The 26,271-nt window shown below is 60.6% G+C and carries 22 protein-coding genes; 13 read left to right on the top strand and 9 right to left on the bottom strand.

Features of this window, described 5'->3' with window-relative positions; translation table 11 throughout:
* Positions 1 to 35: 35 nt before the first annotated feature.
* The 5 genes from parE (at position 36) to CAF63_RS12910 (ending at position 6,613) form a co-directional block, all read left to right on the top strand.
* Positions 36 to 1,943 (top strand): DNA topoisomerase IV subunit B, encoded by a 1,908-nt coding sequence (gene parE / locus CAF63_RS12930; protein WP_085685238.1) that lies wholly within the window; start codon positions 36 to 38, stop codon positions 1,941 to 1,943.
* Positions 1,943 to 2,932 (top strand): esterase-like activity of phytase family protein, encoded by a 990-nt coding sequence (locus tag CAF63_RS12925; protein WP_085685234.1) that lies wholly within the window; start codon positions 1,943 to 1,945, stop codon positions 2,930 to 2,932. The genes parE and CAF63_RS12925 overlap by 1 nt, the downstream gene beginning before the upstream one ends.
* Positions 2,929 to 3,453, top strand: coding sequence for a TIGR02281 family clan AA aspartic protease (locus CAF63_RS12920; RefSeq protein ID WP_007952204.1), 525 nt, complete (start codon positions 2,929 to 2,931; stop codon positions 3,451 to 3,453). The genes CAF63_RS12925 and CAF63_RS12920 overlap by 4 nt, the downstream gene beginning before the upstream one ends.
* A gap of 7 nt (positions 3,454 to 3,460) precedes the next feature.
* Complete coding sequence (gene parC, locus CAF63_RS12915) at positions 3,461 to 5,725, top strand: DNA topoisomerase IV subunit A (protein WP_085685231.1); 2,265 nt, start codon at positions 3,461 to 3,463, stop codon at positions 5,723 to 5,725.
* A 177-nt stretch (positions 5,726 to 5,902) separates the two neighbouring features.
* Positions 5,903 to 6,613 (top strand): membrane integrity-associated transporter subunit PqiC, encoded by a 711-nt coding sequence (locus CAF63_RS12910; protein ID WP_085685228.1) that lies wholly within the window; start codon positions 5,903 to 5,905, stop codon positions 6,611 to 6,613.
* Positions 6,614 to 6,845: 232 nt separating this feature from the next.
* On the opposite strand, the gene CAF63_RS12905 is transcribed toward CAF63_RS12910, so the two are convergent.
* On the bottom strand, positions 6,846 to 8,354 hold the full coding sequence (locus CAF63_RS12905) for an AhpA/YtjB family protein (RefSeq protein WP_085685225.1): 1,509 nt from the start codon (positions 8,352 to 8,354) through the stop codon (positions 6,846 to 6,848).
* A gap of 134 nt (positions 8,355 to 8,488) precedes the next feature.
* Between CAF63_RS12905 and serB the strand changes: the two genes are divergently transcribed.
* The gene (serB, locus tag CAF63_RS12900; RefSeq protein ID WP_085685222.1) at positions 8,489 to 9,703 is read left to right on the top strand and encodes a phosphoserine phosphatase SerB; all 1,215 of its coding nucleotides are present in this window, start codon (positions 8,489 to 8,491) and stop codon (positions 9,701 to 9,703) included.
* Between the two features lie 118 nt (positions 9,704 to 9,821).
* Here the strand turns inward: serB and CAF63_RS12895 are convergent, their stop codons facing one another.
* Positions 9,822 to 11,576: a molecular chaperone gene (locus CAF63_RS12895; protein WP_085685219.1), complete on the bottom strand. Its 1,755-nt coding sequence runs from the start codon at positions 11,574 to 11,576 to the stop codon at positions 9,822 to 9,824.
* A gap of 221 nt (positions 11,577 to 11,797) precedes the next feature.
* Between CAF63_RS12895 and CAF63_RS12890 the strand changes: the two genes are divergently transcribed.
* Positions 11,798 to 12,199, top strand: coding sequence for a hypothetical protein (locus CAF63_RS12890; protein ID WP_011332171.1), 402 nt, complete (start codon positions 11,798 to 11,800; stop codon positions 12,197 to 12,199).
* A gap of 60 nt (positions 12,200 to 12,259) precedes the next feature.
* On the opposite strand, the gene asd is transcribed toward CAF63_RS12890, so the two are convergent.
* Genes asd through CAF63_RS12875 form a run of 3 tightly spaced genes read right to left on the bottom strand, consistent with a single transcriptional unit; the run spans position 12,260 to position 15,532 of the window.
* A complete protein-coding gene (gene asd, locus CAF63_RS12885; protein WP_085685216.1) occupies positions 12,260 to 13,120 on the bottom strand; it encodes an archaetidylserine decarboxylase in 861 nt (286 codons plus the stop codon).
* Between the two features lie 18 nt (positions 13,121 to 13,138).
* Positions 13,139 to 13,954, bottom strand: coding sequence for a rhodanese-like domain-containing protein (locus tag CAF63_RS12880; RefSeq protein ID WP_085685212.1), 816 nt, complete (start codon positions 13,952 to 13,954; stop codon positions 13,139 to 13,141).
* Between the two features lie 39 nt (positions 13,955 to 13,993).
* On the bottom strand, positions 13,994 to 15,532 hold the full coding sequence (locus tag CAF63_RS12875) for an HDOD domain-containing protein (RefSeq protein ID WP_085685209.1): 1,539 nt from the start codon (positions 15,530 to 15,532) through the stop codon (positions 13,994 to 13,996).
* Positions 15,533 to 15,699: 167 nt separating this feature from the next.
* Here CAF63_RS12875 and motA point away from each other — a divergent pair, with 167 nt between their 5' ends.
* Both motA and motB read left to right on the top strand, forming a co-directional pair.
* Complete coding sequence (gene motA, locus CAF63_RS12870; protein WP_085685206.1) at positions 15,700 to 16,551, top strand: flagellar motor stator protein MotA; 852 nt, start codon at positions 15,700 to 15,702, stop codon at positions 16,549 to 16,551.
* Between the two features lie 3 nt (positions 16,552 to 16,554).
* Complete coding sequence (gene motB, locus CAF63_RS12865) at positions 16,555 to 17,622, top strand: flagellar motor protein MotB (RefSeq protein WP_085685203.1); 1,068 nt, start codon at positions 16,555 to 16,557, stop codon at positions 17,620 to 17,622.
* A gap of 88 nt (positions 17,623 to 17,710) precedes the next feature.
* Here the strand turns inward: motB and CAF63_RS12860 are convergent, their stop codons facing one another.
* The 4 genes from CAF63_RS12860 to rsgA all read right to left on the bottom strand — a co-directional run bounded on the left by CAF63_RS12860 (position 17,711) and on the right by rsgA (position 20,812).
* Complete coding sequence (locus CAF63_RS12860; protein WP_085685200.1) at positions 17,711 to 18,202, bottom strand: toll/interleukin-1 receptor domain-containing protein; 492 nt, start codon at positions 18,200 to 18,202, stop codon at positions 17,711 to 17,713.
* Positions 18,202 to 19,161: a caspase family protein gene (locus CAF63_RS12855; protein WP_085685198.1), complete on the bottom strand. Its 960-nt coding sequence runs from the start codon at positions 19,159 to 19,161 to the stop codon at positions 18,202 to 18,204. Before CAF63_RS12855 ends, CAF63_RS12860 begins: the two co-directional genes overlap by 1 nt.
* A gap of 2 nt (positions 19,162 to 19,163) precedes the next feature.
* Complete coding sequence (locus tag CAF63_RS12850; RefSeq protein ID WP_085685195.1) at positions 19,164 to 19,571, bottom strand: TIR domain-containing protein; 408 nt, start codon at positions 19,569 to 19,571, stop codon at positions 19,164 to 19,166.
* Positions 19,572 to 19,780: 209 nt separating this feature from the next.
* Positions 19,781 to 20,812: a small ribosomal subunit biogenesis GTPase RsgA gene (gene rsgA, locus CAF63_RS12845; protein ID WP_085685192.1), complete on the bottom strand. Its 1,032-nt coding sequence runs from the start codon at positions 20,810 to 20,812 to the stop codon at positions 19,781 to 19,783.
* A gap of 107 nt (positions 20,813 to 20,919) precedes the next feature.
* Between rsgA and orn the strand changes: the two genes are divergently transcribed.
* The 4 genes from orn (at position 20,920) to CAF63_RS12825 (ending at position 26,074) form a co-directional block, all read left to right on the top strand.
* Complete coding sequence (gene orn / locus CAF63_RS12840) at positions 20,920 to 21,462, top strand: oligoribonuclease (RefSeq protein WP_007950739.1); 543 nt, start codon at positions 20,920 to 20,922, stop codon at positions 21,460 to 21,462.
* An 83-nt stretch (positions 21,463 to 21,545) separates the two neighbouring features.
* Complete coding sequence (locus CAF63_RS12835; protein ID WP_064593093.1) at positions 21,546 to 22,157, top strand: trimeric intracellular cation channel family protein; 612 nt, start codon at positions 21,546 to 21,548, stop codon at positions 22,155 to 22,157.
* Positions 22,158 to 22,338: 181 nt separating this feature from the next.
* A complete protein-coding gene (locus CAF63_RS12830; protein ID WP_085685189.1) occupies positions 22,339 to 23,373 on the top strand; it encodes a hypothetical protein in 1,035 nt (344 codons plus the stop codon).
* A 184-nt stretch (positions 23,374 to 23,557) separates the two neighbouring features.
* Positions 23,558 to 26,074, top strand: coding sequence for a leucine-rich repeat domain-containing protein (locus tag CAF63_RS12825; protein WP_143492451.1), 2,517 nt, complete (start codon positions 23,558 to 23,560; stop codon positions 26,072 to 26,074).
* Positions 26,075 to 26,271 lie beyond the last annotated feature (197 nt).

The raw sequence follows: 26,271 nt of genomic DNA, 5'->3' as shown, positions 1-26,271 counted from the left end.
CCCCATTTTCATTGAATCACTGACGACGAGACCCTATGGCCACTCCCAGCGCTAGCTCCTATAACGCCGACGCCATCGAAGTCCTCTCGGGCCTCGACCCGGTGCGCAAGCGCCCCGGCATGTACACCGACACCAGTCGGCCGAACCACCTTGCCCAGGAAGTCATCGACAACAGCGTCGACGAAGCCCTGGCCGGCCACGCCAAATCGATTCAGGTCATCCTCCACGCCGATCACTCGCTGGAAGTCTGCGACGACGGCCGTGGCATGCCGGTCGACATCCACCCGGAAGAGGGGGTGTCGGGCGTTGAACTGATCCTCACCAAGCTCCATGCGGGCGGCAAGTTTTCCAACAAGAATTACCAGTTCTCCGGCGGTCTGCACGGGGTGGGTATTTCCGTGGTCAACGCCTTGTCGACCCAGGTGCGGGTGCGGGTCAAGCGTGACGGCAACGAATACGAGATGACCTTCGCCGATGGCTTCAAGGCCACCGATCTGCAAGTGATCGGCACCGTCGGCAAGCGCAATACCGGGACCAGCGTGTATTTTGCGCCGGACCCGAAATACTTCGATTCGCCAAAATTCTCCATCAGCCGCCTCAAACACGTGCTCAAGGCCAAGGCCGTTCTGTGCCCGGGGCTGCTGATCAGCTTCGAAGACAAAGGCACCGGCGAAAAGGTCGAGTGGCATTACGAGGATGGCCTGCGCTCCTATCTGGTAGACGCGGTCAGCGAATTCGAGCGTCTGCCGGACGCGCCGTTCTGCGGCAACCTGGCGGGCACCAAGGAAGCGGTCGAGTGGGCCCTGCTGTGGCTGCCTGAGGGCGGCACCTCGGTCACTGAAAGCTACGTCAACCTGATCCCGACGGAGCAGGGCGGCACCCACGTCAACGGCTTGCGTCAGGGCTTGCTCGATGCGATGCGCGAGTTTTGCGAATTCCGCAGCCTGCTGCCGCGCGGCGTGAAGCTGGCGCCGGAAGACGTCTGGGAGCGCATCGCTTTCGTCCTGTCGATGAAGATGCAGGAACCGCAATTCTCCGGGCAGACCAAGGAGCGCCTGTCGTCCCGTGAAGCGGCGGCGTTCGTCTCCGGTGTGGTCAAGGACGCGTTCAGCCTGTGGCTCAACGCCAACCCGGAAACCGGTCTGGCGCTGGCCGAACTGGCAATCAGCAACGCCGGCCGTCGCCTGAAAGCGAGCAAAAAGGTCGAGCGCAAACGCATCACCCAGGGCCCGGCATTGCCGGGCAAACTGGCCGATTGTGCCGGGCAGGACCCGATGCGTTCCGAGCTGTTCCTGGTGGAAGGTGATTCCGCCGGCGGTTCGGCCAAACAAGCGCGGGACAAGGAATTCCAGGCGATCCTGCCGTTGCGCGGCAAGATCCTCAACACCTGGGAAGTCGACGGCAGCGAAGTGCTGGCCAGCCAGGAAGTGCACAACATCGCCGTGGCCATCGGTGTCGATCCGGGCGCCGAGGACATGAGCCAGCTGCGCTACGGCAAGATCTGCATCCTCGCTGACGCCGACTCCGACGGTCTGCACATCGCGACCTTGCTCTGCGCCTTGTTCGTCCAGCATTTCCGCCCGCTGGTGGACGCTGGGCACGTCTACGTCGCGATGCCGCCGCTGTACCGCATCGACCTGGGCAAAGAAATCTACTACGCCCTCGACGAGGCCGAGCGCGACGGGATCCTCGACCGTCTGGTGGCCGAGAAGAAACGCGGCAAGCCGCAGGTCACCCGATTCAAGGGTCTGGGTGAAATGAACCCGCCGCAACTGCGTGAAACCACCATGGACCCGAACACTCGGCGCCTGGTGCAGTTGACCCTCGGGGACGACTTCGCCCAGACCTCGGAAATAATGGACATGCTGCTGGCGAAGAAACGCGCCGGCGACCGCAAGACCTGGCTCGAATCCAAGGGCAACCTCGCCGAGGTTCTGGCCTGATGCGGTTTGGCTGGGCCTTGGCGGGTGCGTTGCTGCTGGGTTCGATGACGGTGTCGGCAGAGCCTGCGCAAGAGCTGCGCGTGCTCGCCGAGCACCCGGTCGAAGGCATGCGCGGCGGCAACCTGTCGGGGCTGGCCTTGTGTGGCAATGATCTGTGGACCGTTTCGGACCGCGACGATGATCAGATCTACCGTCTCGATATCCGCGACCGGGTCTGGCAGGCCACGGCCGTGCGCATCGATCCGCCAAAAGTGCCGGACAGCGGCTTGCCGTGGGGCATCAGCTCGCGCACCTGGGCGGCTTCGTTCATTCGGGGCGGCGATCTGGATTTCGAAGGCATCACCTGCGACAGCGCCGGCAACCGCTACATTGTCAGCGAAGCCCACGCAGCGGTGCTGCAAGTGCCGCCTCAGGGGCCGTCGTCGTGGCTGAAAATCTCGCCGATGATGGTTCGCGAGGCCCGGGCCAGCGGGATGCTGCTGCAGTTCAACGCGATATTCGAAGGCCTGGCGATCAATCCGGCGGGCGATCAGATGTGGCTGGCTGCGGAGCGGCAAAGCCGTGGCTTGCTGATGATCAAGCGTCAGCAGACGGTGTGGGATTGTGACGGGCGCTGCGTGCTGCTCAGCGAGGGCGGGATGGAAATGCAACCGCCGCAGTTCCCGAAAGCCCGGCCGGTCAATCGGGATTTTTCCGACGTGTCCCTGTTCAACGGCAAACTGTTTACCCTTGAGCGCAACGCGTACCAGATCTGTCGTCGCGATGCGCTGACGGCCAAGGTCGAGCTTTGCTGGTCGTATGCGGCCGAGTTGTTGCAGGCCAATCGTCGTTATTCGCAGAACTTCGGGCTGGAAGAGGCGCTGGTGGTCGATGCTCAAGGTGCGTGGATCGGCGTCGACAACAATTTCGGCCCGCGCGCCGATGGCGAGGTTCGCCCGATCATCTGGCGTTTCGCCGCGCCTGAGGGTGGCTGGAGCGCCAAGCCGTGAGCCAGCAACCGCCGGGCAAGCGCGCCGGTCGGGTGCTGATGATTCTGGCGTGGTGCGCGGCGCTGTTTCTGGCCACGCGGTTTTTCGGCCAGTGGGAAGAACGCCAGCGTAATCCCAATGTGGAAGTGGCTTCGCAGCAGGGCAACGGCTTTATCGAAGTGAAACTGATCGGCAACGCCCAAGGACATTTTGTCGCCAGCGGCCTGATCAACGGTCGGCCGGTGGAGTTCATGCTCGACACCGGAGCGACCGACGTGGCAATCCCGGCCGAGGTGGCGAAAAACCTCCGGCTGGAAGAAGGTTTCGGTGTGACCCTGAGCACGGCCAATGGCCTGAGCCAGGGCTATCGCACCCGGATCGACCGCCTGCAACTGGGCGACATCGTGCTGCGGGATGTCCGCGCACTGGTGGCGCCCGGCCTGCATGGCGATCAGGTGCTGCTCGGCATGAGCGCCCTGAACAAACTTGAATTTACCCAGCGCGGTGGCACCATGCTGCTGCGCCAGACAACGAACCGATGAGGCCCGCATGAGCGACTCCCTTGATCTCAGCCTGGACGGTGTAGAACGCCGGTCGCTGGCTGACTTCACCGAAAATGCCTACCTCAACTACTCCATGTACGTGATCATGGACCGTGCCCTGCCGCATATCGGCGACGGTCTGAAACCGGTACAGCGGCGTATCGTCTACGCCATGAGCGAGCTGGGGCTGGACGCCGATTCCAAGCACAAGAAGTCGGCGCGTACCGTCGGCGACGTGCTCGGCAAGTTCCACCCGCACGGCGACTCGGCGTGCTACGAGGCGATGGTGCTGATGGCCCAGCCGTTCAGCTATCGCTACACGCTGGTGGACGGCCAGGGTAACTGGGGTGCGCCGGACGATCCGAAATCCTTCGCCGCCATGCGTTACACCGAAGCGCGGCTGTCGCGTTATTCCGAAGTGCTGCTCAGCGAACTGGGCCAGGGCACTGCAGACTGGGGCCCGAACTTCGACGGCACCCTGCAGGAACCGCTGGTGTTGCCGGCACGTTTGCCGAACATCCTGCTCAACGGCACCACCGGTATCGCCGTGGGCATGGCCACCGACGTGCCGCCGCACAACCTGCGCGAAGTCGCCACCGCGTGCGTGCGTCTGCTCGATGAGCCGAAAGCCACGGTCGAACAGCTCTGCGAACACATTCAGGGTCCGGACTACCCGACCGAAGCGGAAATCATCACGCCGCGCGCCGACCTGCTGAAAATGTACGAAACCGGCAAGGGTTCGGTGCGCATGCGCGCCGTGTATCACGTCGAGGACGGCGACATCATCGTCACCGCGCTGCCGCACCAGGTCTCCGGGGCCAAGGTGCTGGAACAGATCGCCGCGCTGATGCAGGCCAAGCCGTCGAAAGCGCCGCAGATCGCCGATCTTCGCGACGAATCCGATCACGAAAACCCTTGCCGCATCGTGATCATCCCGGTCAACAGCCGTGTCGATCATGAAGCGCTGATGCAGCACCTGTTTGCCAGCACCGAGCTGGAGTCGACGTACCGGGTCAACGTCAACATCATCGGTCTGGACGGCAAGCCGCAGCTGAAAAACCTCCGTGCGTTGCTGGTGGAGTGGCTGGAATTCCGCGTGCTGACCGTGCGTCGCCGCCTGCAATTCCGCCTCGACAAGGTCGAGCGTCGTCTGCACCTGTTGGATGGTTTGCTGATTGCATACCTCAACCTGGATGAAGTGATCCACATCATCCGCACCGAGGATCAGCCGAAGGCCAAGCTGATCGAGCGTTTTGCCCTGAGCGAAATCCAGGCCGACTACATCCTCGACACCCGCCTGCGTCAGTTGGCGCGACTGGAAGAGATGAAGCTGCGCGACGAACAGGACGAACTGCTCAAGGAACAAGCCAAGCTGCAAGCGCTGCTGAGCAGCGAAGCCAAGCTGAAGAAACTGGTGCGCAGCGAGCTGTTGAAAGACGCCGAAACCTACGGCGACGACCGTCGGTCGCCAATCGTCGAGCGCGCCGAAGCCAAGGCACTGACCGAGCACGATCTGCTGCCGAACGAGAAAGTCACCGTCGTGCTGTCGGAAAAAGGCTGGATCCGATCGGCCAAGGGCCACGAGATCGATGCCACCGGCCTGTCGTACAAGGCTGGGGACGGCTTCAAGACCTCGGCGGCGGGGCGTTCGAACCAGTCGGCCGTGGTCATTGACTCCACCGGCCGCAGTTACTCGCTGGCCACCCATACCTTGCCATCGGCACGGGGCCAGGGCGAGCCGTTGACCGGCCGTCTGACGCCACCGCCGGGCGCAACGTTCGAATGTGTGCTGATGCCTGAGGAGGACTCGCTGTACGTGATCGCCTCTGACGCCGGCTACGGTTTTGTGGTCAAGGGTGAAGACCTGCAAGCCAAGAACAAGGCCGGCAAGGCCCTGTTGAGCCTCCCGAACAACGCCAAGGTGATCGCGCCGCGCCCAGTGGCCGACCGTGAGCAGAACTGGCTGGCCTCGGTGACGACCGAGGGTCGCTTGCTGATCTTCAAGATCAGCGATCTGCCACAATTAGGTAAGGGCAAAGGCAACAAGATCATCGGGATTTCCGGCGAACGTGTTGCCAGCCGCGAAGAATATGTCACGGACATCGCCGTTTTACCGGAAGGCGCCACCTTGGTGCTGCAGGCCGGAAAACGTACCCTGTCGCTGAAAGCCGACGACCTCGAACACTACAAGGGTGAGCGTGGTCGCCGTGGCAATAAACTGCCGCGGGGCTTCCAGCGAGTGGATGCGCTGCTCGTCGAAAACCTCAATTAGGCGTCCTAGACGCTCCGATCTAGGATTTAACCCGTAGATCGGCGCTTTGGCGCTGGAGTCGGAACGCATATTCACGGATGATATGGCCTTTCCAAGCGCCGGCGTGGCCGAGCGTTATTTATATTTATTGAGTATTTTCACTGTGGTCAGCCTTGTGGCGGCCACCTGGACGGGATGATGACTTCTCTGCGCCCCCTTATTTTCCTGCTCGCCGGCGTTCTTGGTCTGGCGGGTTGCAGCGTTCACCAGCCGGTGTCGCTGTATCAGCTGGACAGCGGAAGTCCGGCTCAGCCTGCGCAAAGCGCGGGCATGGCAGTTTTACTGGGACCTGTGATCGTTGCTGATTACCTGCAACGTGAAACCCTGTTGCAGCGTCAGCCGGACGGCAGCCTGCAGGCAGCGGTCGATGGCCGCTGGGCTGGCAGCCTTTCGTCGGATATCGATCAATTGCTGCTGCGTCAGGTTGCCGGTCATCTGGACAGTCAACGCGTAGTGCTGGCACCGGCCACCGCCGGGTTCACCCCGGATGTGCAGGTGCTGTTGACCATCACGCGTCTGGACTCCGGTGCCAAGCAACCGGCAATTCTCGATGCACAATGGCGTCTGATCGACCGTCGTGGCCAGGTGCGGGACAACCGCATCGTCCATCTGCAAGAACTGCACAGCGGCGGGACGGCTTCGCAGGTTCAGGCCCAGGGCATCTTGCTGCAACGCCTTGCCGAACAGCTCTCGGTCGCGCTCAAGCCGCTGGCCAACCAGCCGCCGGTCGCCGAGGCGCCGCGCAAACCGGCACCGAAACCAGCCGCGCCGGCGGCTGAAGCCGAGAAGCAGCCGAAGATCCCGATGGCTTCACCGATTCGTACGGATATGGAAGTGTTTCGCTTCTGAGTCTGGCTTGAGTCAAGACAAAGCCCGCCTTGTGCGGGCTTTGTTGTGTCTGGTGGCGGGATCTCTACGGTATGGCAGCTGGCCTCTTCGCGAGCAGGCTCGCTCCCACAGGAAGTGTGGGCGCCGCTGATCAAGTGTGGGAGCGAGCCTGCTCGCGAAGGGATTGGCACAGGCAGCAAAAAGCCCGCAGACAATCGCGTGTCTGCGGGCTTCATCGTTTCTGGGCTAACGCTTATACCCGGCGCTCATGCATCCGCGCCAGTTGCCGTTCAAGCATCGACGGATAAGGCTCCATCAACCGCTCCACGCAGCAGGCACCCTCAGGGCTGGCGATCGGGCGGATCCGTGCACGCTGGCGGATCAGCGCGTCGTCACCGATCTTGCGCTCCACCAGCAGCAGGTTGCGGCTGTGTTGCGACAGGGCCAGGGCGTCCTGGGCGGAGTCGGTCAGCAACAGGTCGATCTGGCTCAGGCCGAACAGCTCGTCGCCAAGGGTCAGGCCCAGCTGCAATTGCAGGGTGATGCCGCTGTCGGCGACTTCGATCTGCAACTGGTGGCCCAGCGCCCGCAGCAGCTCGCCGCAGCAGATGGCGTTGGTCAAGTAATCGTCGCCGCTGTCTTCGGTGTGGAACAGCATCAGCGTGCTGCCGTCGTTCAGGGTTTCGATTTCGCCCTGATACAGCGAAGCAGCCTGCTCCAGGCAGTCGCGATAGCGATCCTGCAACTCTTCCAGACGTGCACGCGGCAAACGGCGCAGTTGTTCCTGCGAACCCAGTTGCACCGCAAGTACCGCCGTATGTTGCGGCACGCTCGGGGTCGGCCGGCGTACCGCCGGTTGTGCGGCATCGCTCAGCGACTCGTCACGCAGATCGGCGAACGGATCTTCGTCATCGTCGTCTTCAACGGTGCTGACCACATGGCGTGGCGCAGGCTTCTGCGCAGCCATCGGGCGGCTTTCGTCGAAGCTCGGATCACGCAGGTTGCGCACTTCGAATTCCGGCTCGTCGTCCTCGAACTCGGGTTCTGGCTCGGGCTCCGGTTCGGCCGGTTCCGGGGCATAGCTGGCGTGCAACTGGCGGGCAAGATCGCCGATCTCGTCCTGACGCTCGATACCCGGCGTGTATTCGTCGATCCGGCGCAACCACACGCGCAATTGCAGCAGCGGCGTGGAGATGTGCCGGCCCAGACGCAGGCTCAGGGCCAGGGACAGTGCCAGCAGGATCGCACTCAGGATGCCCATGCTTTGCAGGCTGATGGTCATCGGCTGCTGGAACTGATCCATGTCCAGGCTGATGCGCAGTTGCCCGGCGGTCACGTCCTGGAAGGTGATCTTGCTCTCGTACATGCCCTCGGCTTCGCCGAGCAGGCCGTGCTTGGGCCGCTGACCGGACTCGGCGAGGATGCGGTTGTCCACGCTGTAGATGGCGGCGTGGGCCACCAGCTTGTTCTTGGTCAGGTTGTTGAGCAGCACGTTGAGGCTGAGGATGTCGTTGGACACCAGCAGCTCGGTGGCGGAGGTGGCGGTCTGCGTGGTCAGGCTTTCGCCCAGCGCATCGGCCTGCTCGTGCATAGCCTGCTTGAACTGCAGGCCCATCACGCAGGCATAGATCACCAGGGCCAGGGCGACCAGGATCACGTTATGGCTGGCAATGCGCAATGCAATCGGTACACGGCGGTGGCGCAGTGCACGGAAGATCAGCAGAAAGAAGTTATCGGTTTTAACTGGCGTGGGCCGGTTCACTGAGCTCGGCTCTTTTGTCCGTGAAGTTGACGCGCAGTATAGCGACAGGCCCTAGACCGGCAAAGCGCTGGCGGTGCCCGATGGTCACTGAAAGTGGGTAGAATGCGGTTTTTTTCCAGTTGCGGGGGTGCGCGTTGCGCGAAATCGTCCTGATTAACATCACGGGAGTCGACCGTCCGGGTCTGACGGCGGCCATTACCGGTGTACTGGCGCAGGGTGGTGTGAATATCCTCGACATCGGTCAGGCGGTGATTCACGACATGCTGTCGTTCGGCATCCTCGTGGAAATTCCCGACTCCTTGCAAGGCAAGTCAGTGCTCAAGGACATCCTGTTCAAAGGCTATGAGCTCGACCAGCAGGTGCGCTTCACCCCGGTATCCGAAGAGGATTACCAGCAATGGGTGGGCAATCAGGGCAAGAAACGCCACATCGTTACCCTGCTGACCCGCAAGGTCACCGCCGGCCAGTTGCAGGCCGTGAGTTCCATCACCGCCAAATACGGCCTGAACATCGACCATATCGACCGTCTGTCGGGTCGCATGCCGCTGGACACTCCGGCGGACAAGGGCAAGGGTTGCATCGAGTTCTCTGTGCGGGGCGAAGCGGCCGACCCGCAGGCCTTGCGCGCCGAATTCCTCAGCGTGGCCCAGGAGCTGAACGTCGACATCGCCTTTCAGGAAGATTCGCTGTTCCGTCGCAACCGTCGTCTGGCGGTGTTCGACATGGACTCGACCCTGATCGAAGCCGAAGTCATCGACGAGCTGGCCAAAGCCGCCGGCGTCGGCGACCAGGTTTCGGCAATCACCGAGCGGGCCATGGCCGGCGAGCTGGACTTCCGCGCCAGCTTCAAGGAGCGTCTGGCGCTGCTCAAGGGTCTGGATGTCAGCGTGCTCGATTCGATCGGCGCCTCGCTGCGCCTGACCGAGGGCGCCGAAACCCTGTTCGCCGAACTCAAGCGCCTGGGCTACAAGACCGCGATCCTGTCGGGCGGCTTCACCTACTTCGCCAAGCAATTGCAGGCTAGACTCGGCATCGACTACGTGTTCGCCAACGAACTGGAAGTGGTCGACGGCAAGTGCACCGGCGTGGCGATCGAGCCGATCGTCGATGCCCAGCGCAAGGCCGATCTGCTGAAGCAGCTGGCTGAAAAGGAAGGTTTGCGCCTGGAGCAGACCATCGCCGTGGGTGACGGCGCCAACGACCTGCCGATGCTGGCCATCGCCGGTCTGGGCGTGGCGTTCCGCGCCAAGCCGCTGGTCAAGCAGTCGGCGAAGCAGGCGATCTCGACCCTCGGTCTGGATGGCGTGTTGTACCTGCTGGGCTTCCGGGATCGCGACGGGCAGCTCTGAAAGCTCTGTCGCCTGAGCTGGCCCGTTCGCGAGCAAGCCCGCTCCCACAATTGAAATGCATTCCACTGTGGGAGCGGGCTTGCTCGCGAAAGGGGCGCCCAGGATTATCCGATTCCACTCAAAGGGATTTCCACAACGAGTCGAAATCCTCTTCGCCCCCACCATTCTGCGCGCCCTCCAGCGAGCGATAGGCAAACTGATTGAAACTGTGAGTGCTGGCCACCCGCCGATCCAGTCCGGCGCGGTGCTCTTCGCCCTGGGTGTTGATCAGCACTTTATTGCCTTCCTGAAACGGCAGTCGCGGCGCCAGTAGCGTCGCCGGCAAGTCGATTGCGCTGATCTCCGGCAACAGCAAACCGCGCAGATAATGGCTGTGATCATCCCGCGAACGCACCAGTTGCAAGCCGCAGGGCTGGGCGTGTGGCGCCACCAGTTCGATGCCCATCTGTGTCCCGGCGCCACGTACCTGGCGGATCCAACGCACCACGGCAATGCTCCAGCCCTGATTCGTGGTGTCCTGGATGCCGACCATTTCCCCGGCCTGCAATTCGGCGGGCACCTCTTTTGGCCAGGCCAGGCAATAACCGCCGGGGCTGTGGTTGATCACCGGCAACGCGTAGGTCGGGTAATGCGGTGGGCTGTCGGCGTCGCCCTCGTCATCGGCCAGTGGTTCGTAGCGAATTTCTTCGTAAGGCAGGAATTCGTCGGACTTGCTCTGCGGGGCGGCATCGAATGCCTGGCTCCAGCTGTCCTTTTCGCCTTGGGCGACCACCTGGCTGAAATTCGCAGCGCGCGTGCCGGGGTGCTTGAGCAGTTCGCTGAAAGTGCGTTCACCGCCGAGGTAGAAATGCAGCGCGCTCATGCCGACGCAAATGGTCAGGCTGCCCTGGCCGACAGTGCGCTTGAAACTGCGTTCGGCGGCCTGACCCCAAGTTGCATGCAGATGTTGCAGGGTGTCCAGGCTCAATCCCGCCGGCACGGGTAGAGGCGTTGCAGCGTCCTTGTGCAGTAAGTGGGCTTCGATGGCGTTCACCAGCGGTTGCGGGTCAAACCCGAGCAGGCCGGACTGTTGTTCGCTGCGAAAATTGCTGCGGTAGCGGGGGCCGGTATCGATGTCTGCGGAAATCGCGAACAAGCCCTCGCCCGGATTGGCAGGGTGAAGCTTCAGCCAGGCACTCCAGGGCTCCACCACCTGAGCCAGGCGGGCGATCTGATTTTGCCGCAACTGATTGCAGCGGGCGCTGCCCAGCAGCAGGGCAGCGAGGTAGGTCTGTTCGACGCTCAACTCACCGGTCAGGCTGGCGAGGTCGTCGCGAACCCGGCGATGTTGCAGTTGCAGATCGCAGGCGCAGCGAAACAACTGATGCAATTCAAACCACAGGTTTTCCGGCGCAGGGCTGTACAGCTGAGTGGCGCGAACCAGTTGCCCGTTCAAGGCATGAGTTGCCCGTTGCAACGCTTCGCTCACCAGTGCCGCGCGATCCTTGCTGTACTTCGGTGCTATGCGCAGGACGATCTGTTTGTAACCGATAGCCAGATGGCTTTGCAGGGCCTGGCACAGGTTGCTGATCTTGCGTGAACGCTCATCGAGCATGATCGCCTGATGCAGAAAGTGCCGTTCCAGGTGCTGGCAGACGAAATACACCTCCGGCCGCAGCAGTTCCAGCAGATGCAGACGGTTGTCGCTGGGGGTCAGCAGTTGATTGAGTTCACCGAGGCCTTGATACAGCAGGCGCGCGGTTTCGCCGATGTTGGCCTTGGGCAGGCCGGCGATCCAGCGTTTGAGGTCGCGCGGGGTGGCTTCACAGAAGGACAGGCGCAACTGCGTGGGCGTCGGGGCGCTCAGCTGAGGTCGGGATCGTGGCTCACTCATGCCGTGACAAGCTCCGGCGGCGAATAGGGCAATGCCCAAAACTCTAGCAGTTGTGGTCTGTTTCGCAGGTGTTTGTCAGGGTTTTTTACCGTTGGTCTACTGGCCTGGTGCCATTCCCGCAGGCGCTACTAGTCTCTCAGACGTGCGATCGGAAACGCACGGTTGCACGGCCTGCCGTCAACCTCGGGCAGGTCTCCCGAAACTTCAAGGAGATGAGGTTCATGTCTAAATACGCAGTGGCAAATCAATGGGGCGGTAGTTCGGCACCTTGGCATCCGGGTGGAACCTGGGTGCTGGGCGCGCGGGACAACCAGAACGTCGTCGCGATCGAGATCAAGTCCGGCGACGGCGGCAAAAGCTTCACCGGCACCATGACCTACGCCGGCGAAGGCCCTATTGGCTTCAAGGCTCAGCGCACTGGCCAGAACCAGTACAACGTCGAAAACCAGTGGGGCGGCAACGATGCCCCCTGGCATCCGGGTGGCAAATGGGTGATCGGCGGGCGGGATAACCAGAACGTTATCGCGTTGAGCGTCACGTCCAGTGACGGAGGGAAAAACCTCAGCGGCACCAATACCTACGCCAACGAAGGGCCGATCGGCTTCCGTGGGCAGATAGAGTAACGGCGCCACTCAGGTCGTGTCCGCCCCTTCGCAGACGTGCGAAAGGGCGGATCAACAGGTTCAGGCGTTCGACTGTGCCAGAGCCTGACCCATCTGTACCGGCGAGCCGGCTTTCAATTCTTCAACCCATTTCACCTGACCCGGCCCAAACAGCACGATCGCGGTCGAACCCAGCTTGAATCGACCCAGTTCCGCACCTTTTTCCAGATGAATCGGCGCCCGGGCGGCTTCGTCGTAGCGGAAGGTTTTCAGTTCGCGCTTCGGCGGCGTGACCAGGCCGGCCCACACGGTTTCGATCGATGCCACGATCATCGCGCCCACCAGCACCACGGCCATCGGCCCGCGCTCGGTGTCGAAAATGCACGCCACGCGCTCGTTGCGGGCGAACAGTTCCGGAACGTTTTCCGCGGTGGTCTGGTTGACCGAGAAGATCCGACCCGGGATGTAGACCATTTCGCGCAGGGTGCCGGCCAGCGGCATGTGCACGCGGTGGTAGTCCTTCGGCGACAGGTAAACAGTCGCGAATTCACCGCCCATGAACGGCGCCGCATTGGCTGCATCGCCGCCCAGCAGTTCCAGCACGCTGAAGCTGTGGCCCTTGGCCTGGAAGATGCGACCGTGCTCGATCGGGCCGAGCTGGCTGATCGCGCCGTCGGCCGGGCTGAGGATCGCGCCCGGGGTCTGGTCCAGTGGGCGTGCGCCGTCTTTCAGGGCGCGGGTGAAGAAGGCGTTGAAGTGCTCGTAAGCGGTCACGTCTTCAACCAGCGCCTGGGACATGTCGACCTGATAACGCTTGGCGAACCAGGTGGTGAAGGCATTCTTGAACCAGCGCACGCGGCACTCGGCAATGCAGCCGGCCAGGCGCGACAGCAAGTGATGCGGCAGCAGGTATTGGCTGATGATAAACAAACGCTCTTTCATGACTGTCCTTAAAAATCCTTAAAGCTCGACGGGGGTGTCGGGGTGGTTGCCCCATTCGCCCCAGGAACCGGCGTAGCCCTTGACCCGCGGATAACCGAGGGCCTTGGCCACCAGATAAGTGAAACCGGACCGGTGATGGGTCTGGCAGTGGGTAATGATTTCTTTGTCCTGGGTGATCCCCAGGTTTTCGAGGATCTGCGGCATGTCGGTACGGATGCGCAACTGGCGCGCCTGATCCATGCCCGCCGTCCATTCGAAATTGACCGCGCCGGGGATGTGTCCACCCTTGGCTGCGAGGACTTTCTCGCCGGAGTATTCCAGCGGCCCGCGGGCGTCCCAGATTGCCAGGTCAGCGGCGCCGAGACGGCTTTGCAGGTATTCGCGGGTGGCGGTCGGTTCCTCGTGCAGGGTCAGGGCAACCGGGCCGCCCACCGCCGGAGGAATCTGGATCGACATCGGCGAACCTTCCGCCAGCCACGCCGGCAGACCGCCGTCGAGGTAGTGGTATTTGTCGTGACCGATCACGTCGAGCAGCCAGATGAAACGCCCGGCCCAGCCGCCGCCTTCGTCGTCATAGACCACGTAGACCGCGTCCTTGCGATGGCCGAGCTCACCGAACAGTTCTTCGAGTTTTTCTTTGCTCGGCAACAGGCCCGGAGCCGGCGCCTGACCCAGCTGAGTGCGTTTCGGATCGACAAAACGTGCGCCGGGAATATGTCCCTCGGCGTAGCGGGCGGCACTGGTCAGATCCACCAGAATCAGATCGCGGTATTCGAGGCGCGGCAGCAGGTCGCTCGGCTCGATCACCAAGGCCAGGCCAGAGAAATCAGACATGTGAGGTCTCCAGAGCACAAAGGGGAAGGATTGTAGCTGTCATCGGCCGCGCTGGCTAAAACTGTGCAGGGCTTTCTCGATGCACTGCGCGGTTTTGCCGAAGGCCTGCACGGTGATGTCGGCGAACGGCCCGCCACCCTGGTCGGCGACCACGATCATGATCACCCGACCGTTGTTCACCAACGAGCGCAGGAATAGATGTTCGCCACGGAACAGGGCGCGCAGCGAGGGCGGCAGCAGGGCGGAAAACTGGGCGTTGTTGTCCGGGGTGATCCGCACTTGCGCTTGCTGCGCGAGCAAGCGTTGCAGCACCGAACTCTGGCTGACGACGAAGTTGAGCGCAGCGGCTTCCTTCGGCAACCCCGAGGTTTGATGGACGCGCAGATTGGCGTGGCTGCGGTCGGCCATCAGGATCATCACCCGACGCATGCCGCTGGCGACCATCGCATCGCGGGCGGCGACGGTCAGGCTCATGGCGTTGGTGAAGCGGCTTGGCACGGCCAGCAGCTCCGCGCATTGGCGGCGCCACTGGGTCAGGTCTTCAGCGGACGGCGCCGCAGCCGGGAGCATTCCAGCGGGCAGACGACGGGTGCCCCAAGGCCACAGCAGCGAAACCGCCGGGTGCCAAAGGTCCGGCATGGAATGATGGCGAGCGCTGACGGCAGCCTGTTGGTGCAACTGCTGTTGCACCTCGTCCATCGAGATTTGCAGGTAGAGGCTGGTCAGGTATTGCCAGCGCTCGCTGTGCGGACTGTCCCAGGCCTGTTGCGCCGAGAGGGCCAGGCCGTTGGCGAGCAACACGGTGTTGGCCGGCTGATTGAGCCAGCGGCGCAGGGTCGGGTCGTCATCGAGGCGATTTTGCTGGCGCAGCGGATGATCGACGTCGCGGGCAATGCGCAGGACTTTGACCAGTTCGCGCTGCTCGGTCAGCAGCAGCCGGTAACCTTGTTGCACCCAGATCGGCAGACGCCAGGCTTCCACCAGCGCTTCGCCGATTTTCAGCAGGCGCACACCGAACAATTGCTTCTCTACTGCACGGGCCGATTCGCCCTTGTGGATAACCCGCACTTCCCACTCTTCAAGCAGTTTGGGAAAGGTCAGCGCCAACGGCCATAGCGGCGACAGAAACAGCAGGCTGCCCCAATGAATGTCCTGCCACAGACGCGCGAGGCGGCTGGCGAAAAAACCGTTGGCCTGTTGCGTGGCGTGCTGGCTGATCATCTGCAACTGGCGCAGGGCCTGGGGGATTTGTGCGGCGGGTTCAGCAGGCAGGCGAGCGAGCAGCTCTTCAGTGCGGGCAAGGCCGAGGCGATTGATCGCCACTTCGAGGTTTTCCGCCGGCGCGGTCATGTTGCCGTGGGTGTGGCGGTTGGCTTCGCGGATGATGCTCAGGGCCAGCGCCGGGCTGTCCTGCATCAGGTCGGCGATGTCGCGCAGCGAGCTGCGGTCATCGCGAATCGCCCGGCAGACCCGGTCATGGGCATCTTGCGGCACCGGCAGGCGAACGCTGTCGAGCAGCTTCACCCAGCCATCGAGTGTGGTCGGGTTTATGTGTGGGACGTTCGTTTCATTAGCCATGTCTGGACGAGATCTTCACTGACGGTAGACGCGCCCGGCATGGGCTAAATTGGCTTTTCGCCTGAACTGGCTATAGTCTGGCGCAGTTTTGCCGATAAGTAGAAGAAGAGATTTTTTAACTTCCGAATATGACCTTGAACCCGACTTAAACAAGTACCTTTCTACCTATGGCTAAAATTATCGGCATCATCGTCGTATTCGCGAGCGTGCTCGGCGGATACGTGCTCTCCCACGGCAAGATTGCCGCCCTGATCCAGCCCTTCGAGGTGATGATCATCGGTGGTGCTGCACTCGGTGCATTCCTGCAGGCCAACCCCGGCTACATGACGATGCACGTGCTCAAGAAATCCCTGAGCATGTTCAGTTCGCGTTTCAGCCACACGTTCTATCTGGAAGTGCTGGGCCTGATCTACGAGATCCTCAACAAGAGCCGCCGCGAAGGCATGATGGCCATCGAAGGCGACATCGAAGACGCCGCCGCGAGCCCGATCTTCGCCAAGTACCCGGCGGTACTGAAAGACGAACGCATGACCGCGTTCATCTGTGACTACCTGCGCATCATGTCGTCCGGCAACATGGCTCCCCACGAGCTGGAAGGCCTGTTCGACATGGAGCTGTACAGCCTGAAGGAAGAACTGGAACATCCTTCGCACGCCGTCAACGGCATTGCCGACGGCATGCCCGGCTTCGGTATCGTCGCGGCGGTACTGGGTATCGTGGTGACCATGGCTTCGCTGGGTGACGGTGATCAGAAGTCCATCGGCCTGCACGTGGGTGCGGCACTGGTAGGTACCTTCTTCGGTATTCTCGCGGCATACGGTTTCTTCGGCCCGCTGGCGCACTCCCTGGCGCACGATGCCAAGGAAGAGCTGAACGTCTACGAAGCCATCAAGGCCTCGCTGGTGGCTTCGGCTTCCGGCATGCCGCCGTCGCTGGCTGTCGAGTTCGGTCGCAAGGTTCTGTACCCGGCTCACCGTCCAAGCTTTGCCGAGCTGGAACAAGCCGTTCGCGGTCGTTAAGTCATGGAAAATAACCAGCCAATAATCGTCAAGCGCGTCAAACGCATTGCCGGCGGGCATCACGGCGGGGCGTGGAAGATCGCCTTCGCCGACTTCGCGACGGCGATGATGGCGTTCTTCCTGGTGTTGTGGCTGCTGTCCACCGCGACCCCGGAACAGAAGATCGCCATCGCCGGTTACTTCAAGGACCCGGTCGGTTTCTCCGAGAGCGGCACGCCGTACATCATCGATCTGGGCGGTACGCCGACCCTGGCGCCGGAAAACACCCTCAACCCTGAAGTGAAGTCGCAGCCGCAGCCGGACAAGGTCACGGTCGACACCGAACAGGTTGAAGGCATGGCCGAGCAGGTCGAGAAGGAACGTCTGGAACTGTTGCTGCAAGAACTGCAGAACAAGGTCGACGAGAACCCGCAACTGCAGAAATTCAAGGATCAGATCCTGTTCGAGATCACGCCGAACGGCTTGCGCATCCAGATCATGGACGCCGAGAACCGTCCGATGTTCGACTCCGGTTCTGCACGCCTGAAGCCGTACTTCGAAGACATCCTGCTGGCCATGGCCGACACCATCAAAGCGGTGCCGAACAAGATCAGCATCAGCGGCCACACCGATGCCAAGCCTTACGTCGGCAACGGCGACTTCGGCAACTGGGAGCTCTCGGCCAACCGTGCCAACGCCGCTCGGCGTGCACTGGTGGCGGGCAGTTATCCGGACGCTCAAGTGGCGCGGGTTGTTGGTTACGCCTCGTCAGCGCTGTTCGACAAGGAGAACCCGTTCAACCCGGTCAACCGCCGCATCGACATCGTGGTGCTGACCAAGAAGGCCCAGGCGGCCATCGAAGGTGCGCAAGGTGCCGATGCCGCAAAACCGGCAGACCAAGGCCAGAACGGTGCGGCTCCGGCCACACCGGTCGACCCGAACGCCTTGCCGGCGGATCAGCAACCGGTGCCGGCCCACGAGTTGCGCGAACGGCTGAACCTGTTCGACGACCCGCTGCCGAAACCGACCGAGCCGGGCGCAGCGGCACCAGCCCCGGCGCCTGTTGCACCGGCACCCGCGCCGAAGCAGTGACCCACAAAAAAGCCGACAGCGATGTCGGCTTTTTTGTGTCCGGCGGGAAGGCTGGTCACAGACGTATTCCCTGCGGCGCTCGGGCTGATTAAAACCCGCGTCGAATACGGTTTTTCAGCGCGTCATGAAACACTTCGGCGTTGTGTCGATTGGCGGTTCGCGTTGACTGATTTGCCGTGACCGAATCCAGGGTCATGGAGCGCTTGACGTTTCCTTCGGTGCGGTAAGCATCGATGAAGAAGTCCAGATCCCGATCGGTGCTCAGCTTCGGCCATTTGTCCAGGTAGTGCGGAAGCTCCGCCGGCCCGGTTCTGAACGAGCAGATTCGTCGGTGGCTGATGGTCGCCTCGCCGATTTCGAACGGCACCCACCACGACAGTGCGGTCTTTTCCGACACCACGGCCAGCAGGTGGCTGCACTCGGTGATGTTACGGGTGATGACACCCGTGATGTCGTCGGTGGTCTGGGATTCAGGATCCAGCACATCAAGGTAGGTCTTGATATTGGCCTGAACCAGGCGGCTGTTGATGGCAATCGCCTGAGCGCGATCGCCGTGGCGGTAGCTGATGAATACGGGCATCAGAAATGTCCTTTGAGCGCTAGCTCTCGATAATAGGCGCCGAGTGCAGTGAGGCGGCAGCCGGTGGAGTGGAGGGCGGCGTAGTACATGTGCTCGGCGTCGACCGGTTCGATCAGGCTGTGGCGGTTGCACATCTGCAACTGTTTGAAGACATCGCCGTGATCGGGATCGAATGCCGCTTCGGTGGGTTCGTAGCTGGGATCGAGCCGGAAGACGAAGCTCGGCTCGGGAAACCAGTCCTTGAGCTTGCGCAGTGTTTCTTCGGCAATCAGCGGCGCGACTTCGCGCAGCGGTACGAATTGCGACACGTTGGTCTTGAACACCGGCCGCTGTTCCCATACCCCCAGCGCATTGTCGACAAACGAATACACACTGCCCGGCGTGACCTTGCCCAATACATTGGCTGCGCCGCCGTGCAGGGCTTGCAACAGCAGATCGGTGAACACCCCGTGGCCACGGCTTTCCAGCGCCGATTGTTCTTTCTTGCAGGCCGTCAGGATGGTCATGCCTTCGCCGATCACGCTGCTGCCACCGCGCAGACTGCGCATGGCACCTGCTGCGCCGGCCTGGCAGCAATCCAGGATGATGATCTTGTTCTTGATGTGCGGTGCCTGATCGGCCCACGTCAGAATGTCGCTGATGCGAATGCCTTCGCCGCCGTGCCGGAAGTCCTGAGGAATCAGCAGTCCTTCGTCGATGCTGATGTCGAACTGGCCATGGCCTGCGAAGTACAACAGCGCCACATCGCAGTCGCCGGAAAACAGCTCCCGGATCTGTTGCTTCATCGTGTCGAGTGTCAGTTTCTCCTCGGCTGAAGTCAGTACCTTGCTGCTGAAGTTCGGCCGCCCGTTGGCGTGGCGCTCCAGTACCGATGCCATGGCCATGGCATCGTTGTTACAGCCGCTCAGAGGGGCGACATGGTGGTAGTGGTTGATGCCGATAAACAGTCCCTTGCGCATGGTTACACCGCCGTGTGCAGGCGGATGGCCTTGATGATGCTCTGGGTGTTCCACGCACACTCGGCATGTGCGGCATTGCGTACAACGGTGGAAATCCGTTCGGCACCGAACGGTTTGATCGCGATGATCACCTTGCCCATGCGTCTGGCGATCTCGATTTCCTTGTTGATCCACTTGCTGTAGGTCGAATACATGCCGGCCATGAACAATACCGCCGAGCACGGCCGGATCTTGTTTTCGATCGCCTCTTCAAGCTGCTTGTCGGTGCGTGCACCCATGATCGGATTGTGCGGTGGCACGGAAAAGTTCTTGAAGCAGAAGTCGGGTTGAGCGCCGAGCAGGCGCACCAGATTGTCGTGGGCGTGCGGATGATTCCACGAGTGACTGATGAACAAATGATAGGTCTGCATGGGGTTCCTCGGAGATCGCATAGGTGCGAAGGAAGAACCCAATTTAGGCCTCTGGAAGGGCGCTACAAGGTCTGGGCGGGAAAAGAGAAATGTCCTGCAAACTGAAGTAATCAGGCTTACAGAAAGGGCTTGTGTTTAAGGAGAGGGTGGGAACGCCGGCAGGTTCCGACAACCGGCAGCCCTTGGGGAAGGGCCGCCGACAGGGCTGTTTAGTAGCCGTTTTCCGGCAAACTGGCGATGATCGAGCGGTAGCTGTTCATTCGCTGCTGCTGCACGCGGCCGTCTTCCAGGGCCTTGAGCAGTGCGCATCCCGGTTCGCGATCGTGCTTGCAGTCGCGGAAGCGGCAGGTGCCGAGCAGGTCGTTGAACTCGATGAAGCCGGCTTCGACGTCGGCGCGGCTGACGTGGCCGAGGCCGAATTCACGGATGCCCGGGGAGTCGATCAGTTCGCCGCCGCCGGGGAAGTGGAACAGGCGTGCGGTGGTCGTGGTGTGCGTGCCCTGACCCGACAGCTCGGACAACGGGCCGACGCGTGTTTCGACGTCCGGCAACAGGCTGTTGACCAGCGACGATTTGCCCACACCTGACTGGCCGACGAACACGCTGATGCGTCCGTCGAGCTGTTTCTGCAATTGCTCCATGCCGTTGCCGTGGTGCGCCGAGACTTCCAGCACCGGATAACCCAACGTGCGATAGACCGCGAGCAAAGCATTGAGCGCCGGGGCGTTCTGCTCGTCGATCAGGTCGAATTTGTTCAACAGCAGCAACGGGCGGATGCCCGCGTGCTCTGCGGCGACCAGATAGCGGTCGATCAGGTTCGCATGGGGCTCGGGCAGCGGGGCGAAGACAATGACGATCATGTCGACGTTGGCGGCCACCGGTTTGAGCTGGCCACGGCTGTCCGGACGGCACAGCTCGGTGGTGCGCGGCAGTTGCGCGACGATCACGCCGATGCCCTGGTTGCCGGCGCGCCAGACCACCTGGTCGCCCGTCACCAGCGCGGGCAGGTTGGCCCGCAAGTGGCAGCGGAAAACCTGGCCGGCCAGCTCGCCGTCGACGGCCTCGACCTCGACCTGCACACCGAAGTGGGCGATCACCAGGCCGTGCTGTTCGGGGCCCAGATCGCCGCCTTCGAGCGCCTCGACAGCCGAGGACTCGCGTTTGGCGGCGCGGGCGGCGCGCTCGCCCTGAATCTTTTCGATGCGCCAGTTTTGACGACGATTGAGTTGGCGTTTGGCCATGGGTGTTCCGTCTGAAGAATGCAGCGATTAGGTAAAACGGCCGCGAGTTTAGCACGCCCGGCAGGCTGCCTAGGCTAAACTGCGCAGCATTGCTCAGGAGCCGAAATATGCAAAACCCGCAGAATCTGATCTGGATCGACCTCGAAATGACCGGTCTGGATCCGGAAAACGACGTCATCATCGAAATGGCCACCATCGTCACCGACAGTGACCTGAACACCTTGGCCGAAGGCCCGGTGATCGCCATTCACCACAGCGACGAAGTCCTCGCCCGCATGGACGAGTGGAACACTCGCACTCACGGCAACTCCGGCCTGACCCAGCGCGTGCGCGACAGCCGCGTAAGCATGGCCGAGGCTGAAGCCGAAACCATCGCCTTCCTTGAAAAGTGGGTGCCGAAGGGCAAGTCGCCGATCTGTGGCAACAGCATCTGCCAGGATCGCCGCTTCCTTTATACCCACATGAAGTCGCTGGAAAGCTACTTCCACTACCGCAACCTCGACGTCTCCACGCTCAAGGAACTGGCCGCGCGCTGGGCGCCGGACGTGCGGGACAGCTTCAAGAAAGGCAGCACTCACCTGGCGCTGGACGACATCCGCGAATCCATCGCGGAACTGCAGCACTACCGCAAGCATTTCATCAAGTTCTGAGATCGGCACCCACGCCGAGGCGCCCTCTTTTGGTGCCTCGGCGAAGTGAGTAGACTGCGCGCCTTCCTGCCAGGATCGCCACCATGTTGCTGATGCTCTACCTCGTTGCCATTACTGCCGAAGCCATGACCGGCGCGCTGTCTGCGGGCCGTCGCGGCATGGACTGGTTCGGCGTGGTGCTGATCGCCTGCGTCACGGCCTTGGGTGGCGGTTCGGTGCGCGACGTGCTGCTCGGGCATTACCCGCTGACCTGGGTCAAACATCCGGAATATCTGGTGCTGACGACGGTTGCGGCGATGATTACCGTGTTCACCGCACGCTGGATGCGTCACCTGCGTTCGCTGTTTCTGGTGCTCGATGCGGTCGGTCTGGTGGCATTCACCCTGATCGGCTGCATGACCGCCCTGGAAATGGGCCACGGCATGCTGGTGGCCTCGGTCAGCGGCGTGATCACCGGGGTATTCGGCGGCATCCTGCGTGACATCTTCTGCAACGACATCCCGCTGATCTTCCGCCGTGAGCTGTACGCCAGCGTCTCGTTCGCTGCCGCGTGGTGCTACATGCTCTGTCTGTTCCTGAACGTGCCGAGTGAGCAGGCGATACTGATCACGCTGTTCGGTGGTTTCCTTTTGCGTCTGCTGGCGATCCGTTTTCACTGGGAAATGCCGAAGTTTGTGTATAACGATGAACATTGATATTTGTTGTGTTCAGGTATTTGTTTGTTGGGTAACGGGTTTGTAAGTCGCTTAGGACTTGCAAGTGTATGTTTCTTACATATTTCGCTTTGCCGGTTTTTTGAAGGGCATGTTATTTGTTTTGTTGAAGGAATGTTCGATGTCCATCTTCAATTAAAAAGCTCTTCAAAGGATATGCATCATGAGTGAAAACATGGAAGCAACGCCGAGTCAGCAAACTATTCCTCCCGCCCTCCAGGGTCTTGCGAGTTTCAAAGTAAAGTTTGATGCCAGCGATAGCACCCGCAGTAAGTCGTTGTACGGTAATAGCCGCATGCAGGTGAAAGTGCAAATTCTGGTTTCCGGGGTAGACGCCACCGGAAACACCATGCACGTACCGGCGGAAGTGATGGACAGCATCGAGCTTATTCATTACGGCACTGGAAAAACGTTGCGCGATGGCTGGGCCGCGAGTACTGAACAAGGGCGGTATACCCTTGAGGCAAAAACTTCGCTCACAACCGTAGACGTTAATGACGACGATGTGGAAGCTGACAGCGCCCATCCGCAGGTGCGCACCTTCTGGGTATCTTCGTCGGTCGCCGGAACGACCCAGATCGCCGCGCGCCTTAATCTGAACGGGCAGCGGGTTCTGAGTAACGGCACCACGTTGTCCAGCGTCCATGACAGCAGTGTCACTCTCGAAGCACAATTGCCTCAGACCTACGCCATTGAACAATTCCGCTGGTATCAAACCCGGCGCGGCAATGAGGAGCCCGGCAATCGCATCTTGAACTATTACCTTGGGCTATATCCGCAGGGGCAGCAGATCAAATTGGTCGATTGGGTCGCCGATGGAGTAGAAGCTGGCGCTGACCATGATTTTGCAGGGGGTAATAAACTTCATGAATCAAAAACCAACTACATACAAGCCACGCTTGTCCGGCCAGAACGAAGTGCGCTGAGAGTTAAATTGCCCTTCAATGGCGATTCAGTTGCATTCGCTTTTTATTCTGACGCTATTACAAGCCAAGACAAGCATTACTCAGTCAGAGTCAATGATCACGACGGAGAACTGACCGCCGTGCAAGCACTGTCCGAGTATTCGTCACTTGCGCCAGCAGCCAGGTACGGCGATGTGTTTCACTTTCGAGCCATTGATCAACACGGTACGGAACACAGGCTGGCAATTCGCATGAACTTCTACGAGCGCAATATTTATCTGGAGCGAGGCTGATTCCAGGCTTCGCTGATACACGTCTGTGAATGTAGTAGATATCTATGCTGTTTTACCGGCGTCTGCCAATAAGCTGTAAATGTTCAATCGTCCGGTAATCGCATGGAAGTGTTATTACCTCTTTCTGGCGTTGACCCTTCAATCATGCAGGGTCTGCGCTACTGTACTTCAAGGATGAACATTCATGGCTGGCAAACCGCCGAAGGTCAAACCTGTACCCGACCCAAACAAAACATCCGACTCCAGCACGGTGGGCTCATATCGGCCACCGTCTCCCCTTCCATTGAAGCCGCAGCTACCCCTGTCGCATCACCTGGAATCATTGCAACCGTTCAACCGTGCGACCGTGCCGAGCACACTGATACCGTCGATCGATGTGAAGGTGAGCCCGATGTTTTCTGTCATCGACGGGATTGGAGTGCCTCATGCTGCGCCCTCGCTGGCAGATTATTGGATACCCACACCCAAAAACCTCAGCGAGGCTGATGCACGGGGCATCCGCACGTTCAGGCAGCGTCAGTATGTCGCTGTCGACGATGTCCATTTTGTGCAAGTGGCACTCGATACCGAGAGTGGCCTTTTTCGCGCCACACTCGCCAGAGAATTCAACCCTTCCGGCCCACTACTGAAACCGGACAGCGAAGGCCGGCTATGGCATCCGCTGGACAACAGCGATTCGCGTGATCACGTGGCGAGGCTCAATTCGGTGCGGGGGCGAACGGCTGAACTGTTTCGCTCCATGGGACATCCCGTCGACGACTTTTTCGATGTCACGATTGCACGCATCCTTGCAGTAAGTGGAATGAGTGAAGCGCTGGCACGCGATCCCCGCATGTATCCCTGGTCACTGGACTTGTTGCATGACACCGTGAGGCGCTTCAGCCTCGATCAAACAATCCGGACACGCTTCACACATATACAACACCCCGATCTTTTGGTGCGCGCCCAGATCGATCCGCAACTTCAGGCTCTTGTGCGGTTGCGCGAAGGCGATCCTCTCGCACGAAACGCCCGCCGAGACCAGGTAGCCCTCTTTCGGGATCATGAGCACGCATTCGAACTCGACTGTGATGAAAATACGTTGCAGATGCGGCGGGTTTTTCCTGACTTGCCCAAGGCATTGGCCCAGGCGTTGTGGCGCGATGCAAGCGCAGCCGATCGTCTACACATGTATCACAAATGGGGAATGCCGCGGCAAATGGCAAAGGACGCGCTGGTGGCCCTGCGCGATTTTCGTCTGGCCAGAGCCTGTGAAGGTCTGTATCTGGATTCGGTATCCAGCCTGGACAGTGACCGACTGGCGTTGCATATGATCGTGCGTCTGTCGAAGTGGCCACAAAACGTTCGTATCGAGATCCGACAGGGTTGGGGAGCTGCTGATATCGGCGATTTCGGGACTGCACTCCATCATGTCCTGATTCGCCAGGACGCAGGCTATGTCATCCACAGCCCGGAGGGCTTGTCGTCAATGGGGCAGGGCGATCTGTATTCGACAGTCTGGTGGCTGTTGCTGCCCGAACAGCGCCAGACGCTCGGTGTGACGGATGGGGAAGGACAAGCGCTGCAGCATCTGATTCGTGCGCAACCGTTGCCATCGCGCCAGGCTGTGAGTGAAGCGTTGGGGCTGGCATCACTTCCGGTTTCTGTCGATCCCGCCGCCGTGCAATATAGACAGGCGGGAGGGCTGCGAGGGGGGGGCGATAACAACCCGATGTTGGCAAAGTCGGTTGCAGACCGCGTACGAGAGCTTTATCCGGAGCTCTCGGATGGGGAGCAGACGGCATTTATCAACGATCGTTTGAAGAGTGATCCAGGTGGGGTGTTGACCCGACTGGAAAAAGAGTTCGAAACGTTGCGCCAGGATTTGAAAGTATGGTGCGCCGATGCAGTCCCACCTCCTGGAGAGGGGCTGCAATGGGGGGGCGAGGCATGGGTCGATCAACAGCAGTTGCGCCAAAAGTTCAGTGAAAATCTGCAAGCCATCTGGCAACGAAACCCGATAGCAGCCTTTGACTCCGATGGTGAAAGCTTTTCGGCGTTCATCGACTTCAATGGCGAACTGCCGCACATCGCCGCCAGATTTGAGTACGTGACAGAGCTGGTACTGGAGGCGCGCAACCCGTATGTAAACCTGGGCAGGTTGCTCGACAGCTTTCCCAACGTTCGCTACCTGATCCTTGAGAAGGTGCGGATGGAGGAATTCGCTCCGGGTATTTTTCAGATGCGCAACCTGCGGCATCTGGTTCTGAGGGATTGTTCACTTCGGCTGTCTGACAACGACGTGCAAGGTCTGGCCAGAATTGAAACCCTGACACTATTGAGGCTTGACGAAAATCCGTTGGGTGCTGTTCCTCATCTGGGATTCATGCGCCAGTTGGAAGAGGTTTACTTGAGTGATACCGGCCTTGTCCGTATTCCTTCCGGAGTGGAGCAACTGGAAAGCCTGAAGCTGCTTGATTTGCACGATAACAATATTGTCGATGTCGGGGAGGAACTGTTTGAAATTCCGGATACGCAGAATTTGTTTGTCAATTTGATCGATAACCCACTGGGGGAATCTGCCAGGTTTCGTATCAACGAATATCTTCAGAATGCGAGTATGGATTGCAAGATCGTTATTAGAACCCGGGAACCTGTGTTTGATGATGTTTCAGATCTTTCCGAGTCGTCTGATAGTGGTGTGGAGTCTGAAAGTGATTGATGGCTTTGGGGCGTTGCGAGTGATGTGACTTTTTGCCTGGTGAGCGGTTTTTGTTATGGCCACCTGTTCCCTCGTTTTCAGGCGAGTGTGTGAAGGTGGCTTTTTTGTGGGTGAAAAAATGTGTCTTGATTGAGGGGGGTGAAAGTTTGTTTCCAAAGGGCTGAAGTGCTTTTTGGTGAGGGTTTCAATGGTTGGGA

The sequence above is a fragment of the Pseudomonas sp. B20(2017) genome (assembly GCF_002113125.1).
GTDB lineage: Bacteria > Pseudomonadota > Gammaproteobacteria > Pseudomonadales > Pseudomonadaceae > Aquipseudomonas.
Note: the sequence above shows the minus strand (reverse complement) of the source record. Positions and strands in the feature narration are given on the sequence as shown.